Raw genomic sequence first — 14,313 nt, forward strand, 5'->3', positions numbered from 1 at the left:
TCCGATGCCATGGATGGCATCGGTAGCGCCCATGGAAGGGTTTATAGCGCCCCCTCGTAGGCCTGTCGCCGGGAAAGCCCGAGTCCCTGCCACATTCTCAGCCCCGCTTGCGTACCAGTTGGTAGCGCCGGGTCACATACCCCAACGGGGCACTCCACACATGCACCAGACGCGTAAAGGGAAACAGCAGGATGATGGTCAACCCCAGGAAGATATGGAGCTTGTAGATCCACGACACCTCGGTCATGTAATCCGCGGCTCCCCCACCGAAGAACACGATGGCCTGCGCCCAGGATGCCAGCGTCAGCATCATCTCACCGTCGAGATGCCCCAGGGAGAAGAACACCGTCACCAGCCCCAGCCCTGCCTGGAAGACCAGGATCGCCAGAATCAGGGTGTCCATGAAGCCTGAGGAGGCCCGGACCCGCGGGTTGAACAGGCGGCGGTACAACAACATGGCACCTCCCACGACACACAACACGCCGGCAATACCACCGATGACGATCGCCAGAATCTGCTTGGCACCCGGCGACAGGAAGGGGGCATAGACCCAATGGGGTGTCAGCATGCCGAACAAGTGGCCGAAGAAAATCACGATGATACCGATATGGAAGAGGTTGCTGGCCAGCCGCATGTGCTTCGAGGACAGCATCTGGCTGGAACCGGTTTTCCAGGTGTACTGGCCGTGATCGAAACGCAACAGACTACCGACCAGAAAGACGGTGCCGGCCAGATAGGGGTAGTAACCATAGATCAGGTGTTGCAGATACTCGGCAAACATGTGGTGTCTCCCATCAATGAGTGGCCGTGGACGATGCATCTTCGCCGGGAGGCATGATATGCACGGCCTGACTGGGTACGTCGCGCTTGCGCTCAGCCAGCCGCCGTCCCTCGGCGGACTGCAGGGCGCAATCCTGATCGGAGTCGGCGGAAAAGCGTACCGCTTCTTCTTCCCAGACAGCATCCAGCGCTTCAGGGGTATGGTCGGGAGTCTCCTCCTGCACCTCGGGGCGGTGGGCATCGATATCGCCCTCGGCGCCGATCAGTGCCAGCAACGCCACGATCATCCGGGCATAACCGGCATCCCGCTCTTCCAGGCGCGCGGCAAGCAACGCCAGGATATGACGGATCTCGCCCAGCCAGCGGCCGATCTCGTCCTCCGGGCGCGTCGACAAGTATTCCAGGAACAACGGCAGGTAATCCGGCAACTCATGGGCGTCGAGTTCAAACCCGGCGGCGCTGTACTCGGCCATCAGATCGACCATCGCCTGGCCGCGGTCGCGGGATTCGCCGTGTACATGTTCGAAAAGCAGCAACGACGTGCTGCGACCGCGATCGAACAGCGCCACGTAGTCGGCCTGCCAGTCCAGCAGGTCCGCCGTGCCCAGCCGCCGGCACCAGTCGATGAGCGTGGTGCGCAATGGTGTCGTCCAGCGACGTTCCGTCCCGAGAATATCGATCATCTCGGGCACGGCTTCCTGCAACTCTGCGGTGGGATAATCCAGCAATCGAGCCAGCACACGCAGGCTGAGCATGCCGGGAATGCTGGGGCGGTTCACGTCATCCATGACGCACCTCCCCGGATTCGGCACGCGGGTCATAGACATCGACGGGCTGGACCAGCGTCGAGGTCTGGCTGCGGCCGCCGAACAGGCTCGCGGCACTGTCGCCACCGTGACAGCCATCACCGAAACTGAAACCGCAGCCGCCGCGCTCGGGGAAGGCATCGGTGGCCAATTCACGGTGGCTGGTGGGAATCACGAAGCGATCCTCGTAGTTGGCGATGGCCAGGTAGCGATACATCGCTTCCACCTGCGACTCTGTCAGGCCCACTTGCGCCAGCACATCGGTGTCGGTCTGCCCCTCCACATGCTTGCCACGCATGTAGACCCGCATCGCCATGAGACGCTTGAGTGCCAGCACGACAGGGGCTTCCTCGCCGGCCGTGAGCATATTGGCCAGATAGCGCACCGGAATACGCAGCGACTCGATCTTCGGCAGGATGCCGTCGTACTCGATATGGCCGGCCTCGGCCGCGGACTGGATCGGCGACAGCGGCGGCACGTACCAGACCATCGGCAAGGTGCGGTATTCGGGGTGCAGCGGCAGCGCCAGGCCCCAGTCCATGGCCAGCTTGTAAACCGGGCTTTCCTGGGCAGCGACGATCACGTTCTCCTCGATCCCGTCTTTTCTGGCCTGGGCGATGATCTCCGGATCATTGGGGTCGAGAAAGATTTCGCGCTGACGATGATAGAGGTCCTGCTCATCGGGTGACGCAGCCACTTCCTCGATACGGTCGGCATCATAGAGCAGCACGCCAAGATAGCGGATGCGCCCCACACAGGTTTCCGAGCAGATGGTCGGCTGGCCCGACTCGATCCGCGGGTAGCAGAAGATGCACTTCTCGGATTTGCCGGTCTTCCAGTTGTAGTAGATCTTCTTGTACGGGCAGCCGGAGATGCACATCCGCCAGCCGCGGCACTTGTCCTGGTCGATCAGAACGATGCCGTCCTCCTCGCGCTTGTAGATCGCCCCGCTCGGGCAGCTCGCCACGCAGGTGGGATTCAGGCAGTGCTCGCACAGCCGTGGTAGGTACATCATGAAGGTGTTCTCGAACTGGCCGTAGATATCGGCCTGGATCTGCTCGAAATTCGAGTCCTTGCGCCGTTTGGCGAACTCGGTACCGAGGATCTCCTCCCAGTTGGGGCCCCACTCGATCTTGTTCATGCGCTGTCCGGAGATCAGCGAGCGCGGCCGCGCCGTGGGCTGGTGCTCGCCCTGCCTGGCGGTGTGCAGGTGCTCATAGTCGAAGGTGAACGGCTCGTAGTAGTCGTCGATCTCCGGCAGGTCCGGGTTGGCGAAGATGTTCGCCAGCACCCGCCACTTGCCGCCGATGCGCGGCTCGATCCGGCCATCCTTGCGACGCAGCCAGCCGCCCTTCCACTTCTGCTGGTTCTCCCACTCCTTGGGATAGCCGATGCCGGGTTTGGTCTCGACGTTATTGAACCAGGCGTACTCCATGCCTTCACGGCTGGTCCAGACGTTCTTGCAGGTCACCGAGCAGGTGTGACACCCGATGCACTTGTCGAGATTGAGGACCATCCCGACCTGGGAACGAATCTTCATTTGACGGCCTCCTGCTCGTAGTCATTGCCCTCGCCATCCAGCCAGTCGATATGCCGCATCTTGCGCACGATGACGAATTCGTCGCGATTGGAGCCGACGGTGCCGTAGTAATTGAAGCTGTAGGCCAGCTGCGCGTAACCACCGATCATGTGGGTCGGCTTGGGGCACACCCGGGTCACCGAGTTGTGAATGCCACCCCGGGTGCCGGTGATCTCGGAGCCCGGCATGTTCAGAATCCGCTCCTGGGCGTGGTACATCATCACCATGCCGTTCTTGACCCGCTGGCTGACCACCGCGCGAGCCGCGATGGCGCCGTTGGCGTTATACAGCTCGATCCAGTCGTTGTCCTCGACACCAATGGAGCGGGCATCCTCCTCGGAGAGCCAGACGATGGGGCCGCCCCGCGACAGGGTCTGCATCAGTTGATTGTCGCTGTAGGTGGAGTGGATACCCCATTTCTGGTGCGGCGTGATCCAGTTGAGCGCGATCTCCGGATTGCCGTTACCCTTGGGCGCCGCGATGCTGGCCACCGCCTTGGTATCGATCGGGGGTCGATAGACCAGCAGGCTCTCACCGAAGGCGCGCATCCAGGGGTGATCCTGATAGAACTGCTGACGACCGCTGACGGTGCGCCACGGAATCAGCTCGTGGACGTTGGTATAGCCGGCGTTGTAGGAGACATGTTCATCCTCGAGACCGGACCAGGTCGGACTGGAGATGATCTTGCGCGGCTGGGCGACGATATCGCGGAAGCGGATCTTCTCCTCTTCCTTGGGATGCGCCAGATGAGTGTGCTCGCGTCCGGTGATCCTGCCCAACGCCCCCCAGGCCTTCACCGCCACCTGGCCGTTGGTCTCCGGCGCCAGGGTGAGAATGGTCTCGGCGGCGTCGATGGCGCTCTCGATGCACGGACGCCCCTTGGCCGGACCCTCGGTCTTGCGGTAGTTGAGCTTGCCGAGCAGTTCGACTTCGCTGTCGGTATTCCAACTGATGCCCTTGCCGCCGTTGCCGAGCGCCTCCAACGCCGGGCCCAGAGAGCTGAAGCGCTCATAGGTGGCCGGGTAGTCGCGCTGGATTTCGATGAAATTGGGCATCGTCTTGCCGGGGATCGGTTCGCACTCGCCCTTCTTCCAGTCCTTGACCTCGACCTGGGCCAGTTCGGCGGGGGAGTCGTGCTGGTGCGGCAGGGTGACCAGGTCGGTCTCTTCGCCCAGATGGCCCACACAGACCTTCGAGAAGGCCTTGGCGATGCCCTTGTAGATCGCCCAGTCGCTGCGTGACTCCCAGGCCGGGTCGGTGGCCGCGGTCAGCGGATGGATGAAGGGGTGCATGTCGGAGGTATTGAGGTCGTCCTTCTCGTACCAGGTCGCCGTGGGCAGCACGATGTCCGAATAGAGGCACGTCGTGGACATGCGGAAGTCCAGGGTCACCAGCAGGTCGAGCTTGCCCTCCGGTGCCTCGTCGTGCCACTCGACCTCCTGCGGCTTGCTGCCACCCTCCTCACCCAGATCCTTGCCCTGGATGCCGTGACGCGTCCCCAGCAGGTACTTGAGCATGTACTCATGTCCCTTGCCGGAGCTGCCCAGCAGATTGGAACGCCAGATGAACATGTTGCGCGGGAAGTTCTGCGGAGCGTCCGGATCTTCCGCGGCGAAGCGCAGTTCCCCCCGCTTGAGTGCGTCGACGACATAATCGCCAGTGGACATGCCGGCACTCTTGGCCGCTTCCGCCAGGCGCAGCGGGTTGGTATCGAGCTGCGGCGCGGAAGGCAGCCAGCCCATCCGCTCGGCACGCACGTTGAAGTCGATCAGACTCCCGGCGTAGTCAGCCGGGTTGGCCAGTGGCGACAGCAGTTCCTTGACGTCGAGCTTCTCGTAGCGCCACTGGCTGGAATGGTTGTAGAAGAACGACGTGGAGTTCATGTGCCGCGGCGGACGGGTCCAGTCGAGGCCGAACGCCAGCGGCAGCCAGCCGGTCTGCGGGCGCAGCTTTTCCTGGCCCACGTAGTGGGCCCAGCCGCCGCCGCTCTGGCCGATACAGCCGCACATGACCAGCATGTTGATCAGGCCACGGTAATTCATGTCCATGTGGTACCAGTGGTTCATCCCGGCACCGACGATGATCATGCTGCGACCCTGGGTCTTGTCGGCGTTGTCGGCGAACTCACGCGCGATGCGGGCACATTGTTCGGCGGGCACACCGGTGATCTTTTCCTGCCAGGCCGGGGTATAGGGTTTGACCTGGTCGTAGGCGGTGGCACCGTCATCCTCGCCAAGCCCACGATCGATGCCGTAGTTGGCGCACATCAGATCGAAGACGGTCACCGCCAGCACCTCGCTGCCATCAGCCTTCTTGAGGCGCTTGACCGGCAGGCTGTGGAACAGCAGCTCGTCGCTGGCCCCGTCGTTCTCCACATGGTCGAAGTGTTGGTGCTTGAGCCCACCGAAGTAGGGGAAAGCCACCTTCGCTATCGTGTCGTGTTGCTCGACGAACGACAGCAGCGGCCTGATCTCGGTACCATCGGCATCGAGGGATTCGAGATTCCACTTGCCCTGGTTGCCTTCCTGCTCGCCCCAGCGAAAGCCGATGGAGCCGCGCGGCACGACCAGTTGATCGCGGGTTTCGTCCCACGCCAGCGTCTTCCACTCGGGGTTGTTATCCTGGCCCAGATTGTCAGCGAAGTCGCTGGCCCGTAGCTGGCGGCCGGGTGCATAGCTGCCGTCCTCGCGGTATTCCAGCTCGACCAGACACGGCATGTCGGTGTAGCGGCGCACATAGTCAGTGAAGTAGGCGCTGGGCTTGTCGAGGTGGAACTCCTTGAGAATCACGTGACCCATGGCGATACCCAGGGCGGCGTCAGTCCCCTGCTTGGCGGAAAGCCACTCATCGGTGAGCTTGGACACTTCGGCGTAGTCCGGCGTGATCGATACCGTCTTGGTGCCCTTGTAGCGCACTTCGGTGAAGAAGTGGGCGTCGGGCGTGCGGGTCTGGGGCACGTTGGAGCCCCAGGCGATGATGTAGCCGGAGTTGTACCAGTCGGCGGACTCGGGTACATCGGTCTGCTCGCCCCAGGTCATCGGCGAGGCCGGTGGCAAATCGCAGTACCAGTCGTAGAAGCTCATGCACACGCCGCCGATCAGTGACAGATAGCGACTGCCGGCGGCATAGCTGACCATCGACATGGCGGGGATCGGCGAGAAACCGATGATGCGGTCCGGGCCATACTGCTTGGCGGTATAGACGTTCGACGCCGCGACCAGTTCGTTGAGTTCGTCCCAGTCGGCCCGCACGAAACCGCCCATGCCGCGGGCGCGCTTGTACTGCCTGGTCTTCTCCGGATCTTCGACGATCGAGGCCCAGGCCTCGACCGGGTCGCCATGCGTTTCGAGCGCCTCGCGCCACAGAGTGAGCAGCGGCTTGCGGATCAGTGGATACTTGAGACGATTGGCGCTATAGATGTACCAGGAGTAGCTGGCCCCGCGCGGGCATCCCCGCGGCTCGTGGTTGGGCAGGTCGGGCCGGGTGCGCGGATAGTCGGTCTGCTGGGTTTCCCAGGTGACCAGGCCGTTCTTGACGTAGATTTTCCAACTGCATGAGCCGGTACAGTTCACCCCATGGGTGGAGCGTACGACCTTGTCGTGCTGCCAGCGTTGGCGATAACCGTCCTCCCAGCCACGCGCTTCTTCACGCATTTCACCGTGTTCATTGGCGAAAGGCTCACGGGCTCTGCGGAAGAAATTCAGCCGGTCGATGAAGTGACTCATGGTCGCTCTCCAGGCTCCTCATCAAATAGGTGACCGCTTGGCGCGGCTTCTGCATGAGGAGTCTGGGGGATCGACCGGTGAATGGCTGCCCGGTTACCTCCATATACCCGGGGTCTACCTACAAGGAGGTAGCTGCCAGTATCACGAGGGCCAAGGGCGCATATACCCCCTCACATGAACGCCGTCCGTTGGAAGCTTTCCCGGCGCGCCACATGGTCGTGCCACTCGCGAAGCTGGGAGCGAGACCATGACCAATCGAGGTCCGGAAGGCGAAACGACAGGTAATCGAGTGCCACGGTCACGACGATTTCACCCAGAGCAGTGGCACCGGGTAAGGCGGTGTCATCCACCTCCCGCTCGAGTTGGTCGAGGGTGCGCTCGATGGCGCGCCGCCGCCTCCGGCCCAGGACTGTGTCATCCGCTTCATTGCCCTGATGCTTGCGGGCGATTACCGTCGTGAAGGCAGCATCCATCAAGCCCTGTCCCAATCCCGCCAGATGCAGGGTCTCGCTCAGCCTGGATGGTGGCAGCAAGGAGTCACCGTTACCGACGCTATCCAGGTATTGAGCAATCAACGACGATTCACTCAAGGTGACTCCCTCATCGGTTACCAGTGCCGGCACCCGCCCAACAGGATTGACGGCCAGCAGTGGGGCGTCATCAGCCCAAGGATCGCAACAGCGCAGGGTGACGGCATGCGAAAGACCTTTCTCCAGCACGACGATTCGCACTACGCGTGCATAGGGTGAGGTGGCATTCAGAAAGAGTTCCATCAGTGTCTCCGGGGCAATGGGGAAGGTCGAACCTTGCGTTCTTGCACGCTCCGGCTCAGCAACACGAGAACCAGGCCACAGGCCAGCGTACAGCCGCCGATAGCGAATAGTGAAAGATACGAGCCCAGCGCATCGTACAGTGCGGACATGCCATAGCCGGCGATGGCCTGTGCTGCGGCGAACGCCGCCGTGGCCAGGCCCCAAAGACGCTTATGAGCGGCCGGGCCGACCAGCTCCGCCAGTCTTCCCGACGTCAGTGCCACGATGCCGGGGATCATGGCACCAACGACGAATGAGGATATCGAGCGGCTTGCAATGGCTATGGAGGCCAGCGGTATGGCGACTGCCACTGCCTTGGCGAGAAAGGCCAGAGCCAGGCCGTTATGCCAGCCCAAACGCCGTGCCAGGCAAGCGGCTATCAGCGGCCCGCATACCGCCCCGATGCCGAATATGGCCCATTGCAGAGAAGCGGCATGGGTGCCTAACCCTTGCTCACGCGCCAGGTAATCGACCCAGAATACGGTATGGGGAACGAACCCCACGGCATCCAGGGCATACGCCACGATCACCAGCAATACGACCAGCGCCGGCCCTGCCCGGGGCCGAGCTTGTCCCGCTTCACCTGCAGGAGCCACCGGCCCCACCGGCAACGCGACTAGCCCCCGGTCACAGACGATACCCGCCACCAGCGAGAGCAACCCCAAGGCCAGCCAGGTCACCGTCAGGCTGACTTCCAGGAGGACCGGCACCAGCGTGGCTGAAAGCAGGGCGCCCAGGCCGATGCCGGTAAAGACCAGGGCACCGACGCTCGTCCGACGCGCAGCGGGAGTCACCGACAGCGCCAGCGAGGGGCCGACGACCATGAGGACGGCACCGGCAAGCCCCGAGACCAACCGCCAGAGGAAGAACCATGCGAAGCTGGCCGGGCTTGCACAGAACAAGAAGCTCAGCGCAATTCCCGCAAAGCTCACGCCAATCACGCTACGCGCGGGGAAACGTTCAGAAAGCGCATGACCCGACAAGGCACCAAGCAAGTAGCCGAGCAGGTTGGCCGCCCCCAGATAGGCCGCCTGACTGGTGCTGAACCATTCCTGCTGGATCAACGCGGGCAACAATGGGGTGTAGGCAAAACGGGCCACACCGATACCGGCAAGCGTAGCCATGATTCCAGTAAGTAATGCGGGCCAATCCCTGACGTTCGTCATGCGATGCAGCGCTATACCTCCAGGGCAAGTTCGGACGTTGTCCTGCCAGTGCGACCTGACATAACCATAGGTTACGCAACTCGAACATTTCGTTGGAAACGATTTATAGTGATATTGGTTATCTCTTATCGAGATGAATCATCTGACGACCGGGATGAATCATGCAATTGAAATCGTTACGCCTGTTCATGGCAGTGGCAGATACCGGTAGTTTCATGGCCGCGGCTGACCGCCTGCACACGGTGCAGTCGAATGTGACCGCCCATATCAAGAAGCTCGAAGAGGAACTGGGTGCGCAACTCATTCATCGCAACGGCCGTACCCGCCCGACGACAGCCGGCCTGGCTCTGGTGGAGTACGCCGAACGGATACTGACGGCTCACGATGACGCCCTGGCCCTGTTCAAGGGGAATGAGACAGCATGCGGACGATTGCGCATCGGCGCGATGGAAACCACCACCGCACTAAGGCTGCCGCCACTGTTGACCGCCTTCCACGCGCACCATCCCGAGGTCGACATCCAGTTGCAAACCGGGCCGACCGCCGACCTGGTGACACGGCTCCTGGAGGGACACGTGGACTGCATCTTCGTCGCTGGCCAGGTGGAACATCCCCGTCTTCATAGGCTGAAGGCATTCAGTGAGCAACTGGTACTGGTCGGTCCCGAGCCGCTCAACGATATGCCGACGACTCAACAATTTCTGGCATCAACGTTCCTCGCCTTCCGCCAGGGGTGTAGTTACCGCCAACGCATCGAGTTGCTGCTTTCCTCTTATGGAGTCTCGGCCGTCCGGATGTTTGAGTTCGGCAGCCTGGACGCCATGCTGGGCTGCGTGTCGGCCGGGATGGGATACACCGTGCTGCCGCGAGCCACCGTAGAAGCGCACCAGTATCGCTTCGACATCCACTATCTGGAACTCCCCCCATCCATCGCTGAAATCGATACCTACTTCGTGGCCGCCAAACCCGAGACCTGGACACCGGCGCTGTCCCGTTTTGCCGACACCCTGCCGCGGGCGTTGTGATGGCGCCCCCGAGTCACCACGTACTGAGGTTCGCCATCCCCTATCTTTGAGCGTGCAGCCTCCACCTACTAGGGTATAATCAGCCGGTACAGCCCTCGAGGCCGTTTATCTCTGCGCAGGAGCGTCCAACGATGAAACCCCTGAAACGCTCCCTGGTGGCTCGCATCATGGCGTCGATACTCGCTATCAGCGCCCTGGCGCTGATCAGCATCGTCGTCACCATCATGGTCGCCGATGACAGCCGGGGCGATGCCGCCGCGATCAATATCGCCGGCTCCCTGCGCATGAACACCACTCAGATCGAATCCGCCCTCATGCAGTATCGGCAACGCCCGGATACCGACTCGCGTGAGCAGGTGGAGAATCTGCTGAATCGCTTCGAGGAGCGTCTCGGACACACAGCGCTCGTGGCCGCCCTCCCTGCCTCGGAGGAGCATCGTCTGCAGCAACAGTATCGTCACATCCAGACCCACTGGCATGAGGCGCTGCGTCCCCGCATCGAGTCGATACTCGATGGCGACCGGCAAGCCCACGCCTCGCTGGCAACGCCTCTGGACAATCAGGTCAATGAAATCGATTCGCTGGTGGCGCGACTGGAAGCGCACACGGAATCCAAGATAGGCCTGTTACACGGTTTGCAGTATCTGTTCCTGGGCCTGACGATCGCGGTCATGGTGGTGGTACTGTTCGATATCCGCCATCGCCTGATCTTCCCCTTGCGTCAATTGATGGTATCGGCGAAAGAAGTCACGCGACGCAACTTCCGTCATCGTACCGGTTTCACGGGCGATGACGAACTCGCCCGGCTGGGTCGGACCTTCGATACCATGGCCAGCGAACTCGCCACCAGTTATGCCGAGTTGGAAGACCGCGTCTCTCACAAGACCCGGGAACTGGAACGCAGCAACCGGGTGATGCAGGTACTCCACGACGGCAGCCGCTCACTCTATGGCGGTGGCAACGACCTGTGCAGCAGCGCCGCGCCCATGCTGCGCAAGCTCGAATCGCTGCTGGACATCGGCCCGATCAAGCTGTCCGTGAACGATCCGGTCGATCGCCACCAGATTCCGATTCTCGCCACGCATTCTGCCCATCGCCCAGAGTATTGCCGCGATCATGACTGCCATGCCTGTCTGATCGACCCCGAACCCATCGAGTTCAAGCAGAGCGGCGATGCCGAGTGTCTGTTGCTGCCGGTCTCTGTCGGCAGCGAGTTACTCGGCACGCTGGAGGTATGGCATTCCCGCCGGACCCCCCTGAGCACCAGCAGCAAAGGGCTGCTCAATACCCTATGTGACCAGTTGGCGACCGCCATTTATCTGCAGCGCCGCATCGAACACCAGCAACAGGTGTCATTGATGAACGAGCGCACCATCATTGCCAGAGAACTGCATGATTCATTGGCCCAGTCGCTCTCCTATCTCAAGATCCAGGTCGCCCGCCTGGAACGCATGCAAGACAAGGAGACCCCACGAGACGTCCAGGCAGCGGTCTTCGACGAACTGCGCACAGGGCTCAACAGCGCGTATCGTCAACTACGGGAATTGTTGACGACCTTCCGGCTGAAACTCGATGGCCCCGGCCTGCATTCCGTCATTCATCAGACCGTCGATGAATTCTCCGAACGTCTGGGCTTTCCGGTGGAACTGCACTACGACGTGCCACCCTATTTGCTCAACCCCAATGAAGAAATCCATGTCCTGCAGATCGTGCGGGAAGCCCTGGCCAATACCCACAAGCATGCGCAGGCTCATTGGGCGGCCGTCACCATCTGGTTCGAACAGGCACGTCTCAGGATGCATATCGAGGACGACGGCATCGGGCTGGGTGACGACCTCTCTGCATCCCAGCATTACGGGCTCGTCATCATGCGTGATCGCGCCCACACCCTGGGAGGGGAACTCGCCTTTTACAACCGCGACACGAGAGGTGTCAGAATCGCTCTCGACTTTACGCCGCAAACGGCGCGATTGATCAACGAGACAACGACCCGTGACGATTCCCTCATGGCCGCGACCGACAGGAGCTGATACAGGCATGGCGCAGACAGTTGACGACACCCCGGCAACACTTCTGATCATCGACGACCATCCGCTGCTGCGCCGGGGTATCAAGCAACTATTGGAGCTGGAAGACGATCTGGACCTGATCGGTGAAACCGGTGATCCCGAGGCCGGTATCCGGCTGGCGACCGACATCGAGCCCGATATCATCCTGCTGGACCTCAACATGCCCGGTCTCAGCGGTCTCGAAACCCTGCAACGGTTGCGCGCCGACGGCTTTACCGGTCGTATCGTTGTCTTCACCGTCTCCGATAGCGAAGAAGACGTCGTCGCGGTACTACGCAACGGCGCCGACGGGTATCTGTTAAAGGACATGGAGCCGGATGACATGGTGCGCCAGTTGCGCCAGGCAGTATCGGGGCGCATGGTCGTCAGTGAACGGCTCACCGCCATCCTTGCCGAAGCCCTGCGCAATCAGCGCAGCGCCTCGGCCACCCCGGATATCCGCAACCTGACCCAGCGCGAGCGCGAGATCCTGCGTGAACTGGTCGCCGGGCAGTCCAACAAACGCATCGCCCGCAATCTCGACATCACTGAAGGCACGGTCAAGGTCCATATCAAGCACCTGCTCAAGAAACTCAACCTGCGCTCCCGCGTCGAGGCCGCCGTATGGGCGGTTCAGGAAGGCATCGAGCAGTAGGGAAGGTTGTCCACAACGAAGCTCACCGTAAGGCCGTCTCTGTCCCCCTACTGACGGCCGGACGTGGGTCGTTGTCGACTTGCAAGAGCAGGTCGACCACCGGCATCGAGCGTGGTGGATTCCACGGGGGCTGGATCTCGATGGCGCGGATATGGCCGTGCGGGCTTCCTTACAGGCAAGGTGCCAAACTTAGGCTGCCTTCAGTACTCGGGGTACGATTATTGTTAATCAGTCGTGCCCGTCACCACCCGATTACCGGTAGCACTAATGTCACCTTGAACTCCGAAGGGGGCACCCCCCTCAACTTCCTCTCGCCACATACGTTCCAGCTTGTCGCAGCGCGCTACGCATTCAAACCAAGGTTGGGCGGACCAGTCGCCACTATCGTCGATACGAAAGCGTGAGATCTTATCCGACTTCAATACATACCAGTCTTGATTGCGCATATGCTGCCATCCATAGGCCTCTCCGTTAGGCCGAATATAAATGTATGATTCAGTAGGCGGTCCCTTGGCACCTATCTTACAATTTTCAATATTTTTAAGCGTGCTCCCTATACGAGAAAGGCAATGTTCTCTAGCATATTCATCTGAATACATTAAAAATCTGCCGTTAAAGTAATGTGTAATCTCCCACTCATAATCTTCTAAAATAGAGGGCATATATAGACCAAGACGACTTATTTTATAAGGAGAGTCAGGATCAACTGAACTCCTAGGCGCCTCTCTGCTTCCCATAGAAGAAAAAACCGGATATTCCTCTGAAAAAACCTTCAGGAGGTTATCATCAGCAATGAAAACGTCCTTGCCCTCCTGCTGATCCTGATACGCTTGGTAAGCCGCATGGGGAACGCAGCCTGAAAAAGCTATAAAGACACATACAGCGATGAGTAAGCGGCTAGTCATATCATTGCTCCCCCACCTTGGGACGGAATGGTTTATAGAATTCTCTTGAGTGTTGGAAAAGCTCCGTAGGCACTATTTCTCCATGCCAATTGAATAGTTTCCCAGCGCCAAAGCCATTGATGATATCGCCTTGCCCCAATCTCACTTCCGTATTGGGCGGTGCCATAATGCCAAAGGGCACTGATTCCAGATACGCGCTTTCCACTAAACCGTGACGTGCCAGGTAGGATTGCGTAATAGTACCCAGACTATGCCCACCAGCAATTGGCAAACCTATGCCACCTCTCATCAGTTGCTCTCGAACCGTGGCATCCGGCAAGTCCTGATAGCCCAGTGCAGAATCATTAAGATCAAAAAAACCACCTATAACAGGCATGTCTTCACGAGAAAAGAAGCCCGTCGTGCCAGTCATAGCAGTATGATCAAATTCCTCATCCTTGAGATGGAAGCGATCACCTGCCACTTCATTCCCCGCAATCGAGCCTGCCATCAGCAGCCAATTGAGCTCATCCGAGTTAAGCCCCACTCCATCCGCCATTTTCTGTTGTAATTTGCCATAGATTTGCTGCATACCAAGGTGACCAGCCGTATTGGCCAGATTGCCGGCCGCGAGGTCGCTGCCAACGTCCTTGGCGGTATTAATAGGGTTGTCGTAATAAGTACCGGCGCTAAGATAACCGGTAAAGCCTCCGGTAATCCCACCTCGCCAAGCCGCTTCTTGCCAGTCGCCACCCTGGCTGAACGCGCCCACGCCGCTACCCACGGCGCCGCCCGCTATACCGGAGAGAATGGCATTGCCCCAACGCAATGGT

The 14,313-nt window shown here is 60.5% G+C and carries 11 protein-coding genes; 3 read left to right on the forward strand and 8 right to left on the reverse strand.

The window, feature by feature from the left end:
* Positions 1 to 97 precede the first annotated feature (97 nt).
* The 6 genes from narI to FVV99_RS01045 form a co-directional block, all read right to left on the reverse strand.
* Positions 98 to 781 (reverse strand): respiratory nitrate reductase subunit gamma, encoded by a 684-nt coding sequence (narI, locus tag FVV99_RS01020; RefSeq protein WP_148252143.1) that lies wholly within the window; start codon positions 779 to 781, stop codon positions 98 to 100.
* A 13-nt stretch (positions 782 to 794) separates the two neighbouring features.
* On the reverse strand, positions 795 to 1,568 hold the full coding sequence (gene narJ, locus FVV99_RS01025) for a nitrate reductase molybdenum cofactor assembly chaperone (RefSeq protein ID WP_236645252.1): 774 nt from the start codon (positions 1,566 to 1,568) through the stop codon (positions 795 to 797).
* On the reverse strand, positions 1,561 to 3,126 hold the full coding sequence (gene narH, locus FVV99_RS01030) for a nitrate reductase subunit beta (RefSeq protein ID WP_148252144.1): 1,566 nt from the start codon (positions 3,124 to 3,126) through the stop codon (positions 1,561 to 1,563). The genes narJ and narH overlap by 8 nt, the downstream gene beginning before the upstream one ends.
* Positions 3,123 to 6,890: a nitrate reductase subunit alpha gene (locus FVV99_RS01035; RefSeq protein ID WP_148252145.1), complete on the reverse strand. Its 3,768-nt coding sequence runs from the start codon at positions 6,888 to 6,890 to the stop codon at positions 3,123 to 3,125. The genes narH and FVV99_RS01035 overlap by 4 nt, the downstream gene beginning before the upstream one ends.
* A 170-nt stretch (positions 6,891 to 7,060) precedes the next feature.
* Positions 7,061 to 7,663 (reverse strand): glutathione S-transferase N-terminal domain-containing protein, encoded by a 603-nt coding sequence (locus FVV99_RS01040; protein ID WP_148252146.1) that lies wholly within the window; start codon positions 7,661 to 7,663, stop codon positions 7,061 to 7,063.
* A complete protein-coding gene (locus FVV99_RS01045; protein WP_236645253.1) occupies positions 7,663 to 8,826 on the reverse strand; it encodes a YbfB/YjiJ family MFS transporter in 1,164 nt (387 codons plus the stop codon). The genes FVV99_RS01040 and FVV99_RS01045 overlap by 1 nt, the downstream gene beginning before the upstream one ends.
* A gap of 203 nt (positions 8,827 to 9,029) precedes the next feature.
* On the opposite strand from FVV99_RS01045, the gene FVV99_RS01050 reads away from it, so the two are divergent.
* From FVV99_RS01050 to narL, 3 genes are all read left to right on the forward strand, one after another.
* The gene (locus FVV99_RS01050) at positions 9,030 to 9,893 is read left to right on the forward strand and encodes a LysR family transcriptional regulator (RefSeq protein WP_148252148.1); all 864 of its coding nucleotides are present in this window, start codon (positions 9,030 to 9,032) and stop codon (positions 9,891 to 9,893) included.
* 131 nt (positions 9,894 to 10,024) lie between these two features.
* Positions 10,025 to 11,923 carry a type IV pili methyl-accepting chemotaxis transducer N-terminal domain-containing protein gene (locus tag FVV99_RS01055; RefSeq protein WP_148252149.1) on the forward strand — a complete coding sequence of 633 codons (1,899 nt, stop codon included), beginning with the start codon at positions 10,025 to 10,027 and terminating at the stop codon, positions 11,921 to 11,923.
* 7 nt (positions 11,924 to 11,930) lie between these two features.
* Positions 11,931 to 12,596: a two-component system response regulator NarL gene (narL, locus tag FVV99_RS01060; RefSeq protein ID WP_148252150.1), complete on the forward strand. Its 666-nt coding sequence runs from the start codon at positions 11,931 to 11,933 to the stop codon at positions 12,594 to 12,596.
* A 224-nt stretch (positions 12,597 to 12,820) separates the two neighbouring features.
* Here narL and FVV99_RS01065 read toward each other — a convergent pair whose 3' ends face one another.
* Both FVV99_RS01065 and FVV99_RS01070 read right to left on the reverse strand, forming a co-directional pair.
* Positions 12,821 to 13,501 carry a hypothetical protein gene (locus tag FVV99_RS01065; protein WP_148252151.1) on the reverse strand — a complete coding sequence of 227 codons (681 nt, stop codon included), beginning with the start codon at positions 13,499 to 13,501 and terminating at the stop codon, positions 12,821 to 12,823.
* A 1-nt stretch (position 13,502) separates the two neighbouring features.
* Positions 13,503 to 14,252: a hypothetical protein gene (locus FVV99_RS01070; protein WP_148252152.1), complete on the reverse strand. Its 750-nt coding sequence runs from the start codon at positions 14,250 to 14,252 to the stop codon at positions 13,503 to 13,505.
* Positions 14,253 to 14,313 lie beyond the last annotated feature (61 nt).

This window comes from Aidingimonas lacisalsi (assembly GCF_008079445.1).
GTDB lineage: Bacteria > Pseudomonadota > Gammaproteobacteria > Pseudomonadales > Halomonadaceae > Aidingimonas > Aidingimonas lacisalsi.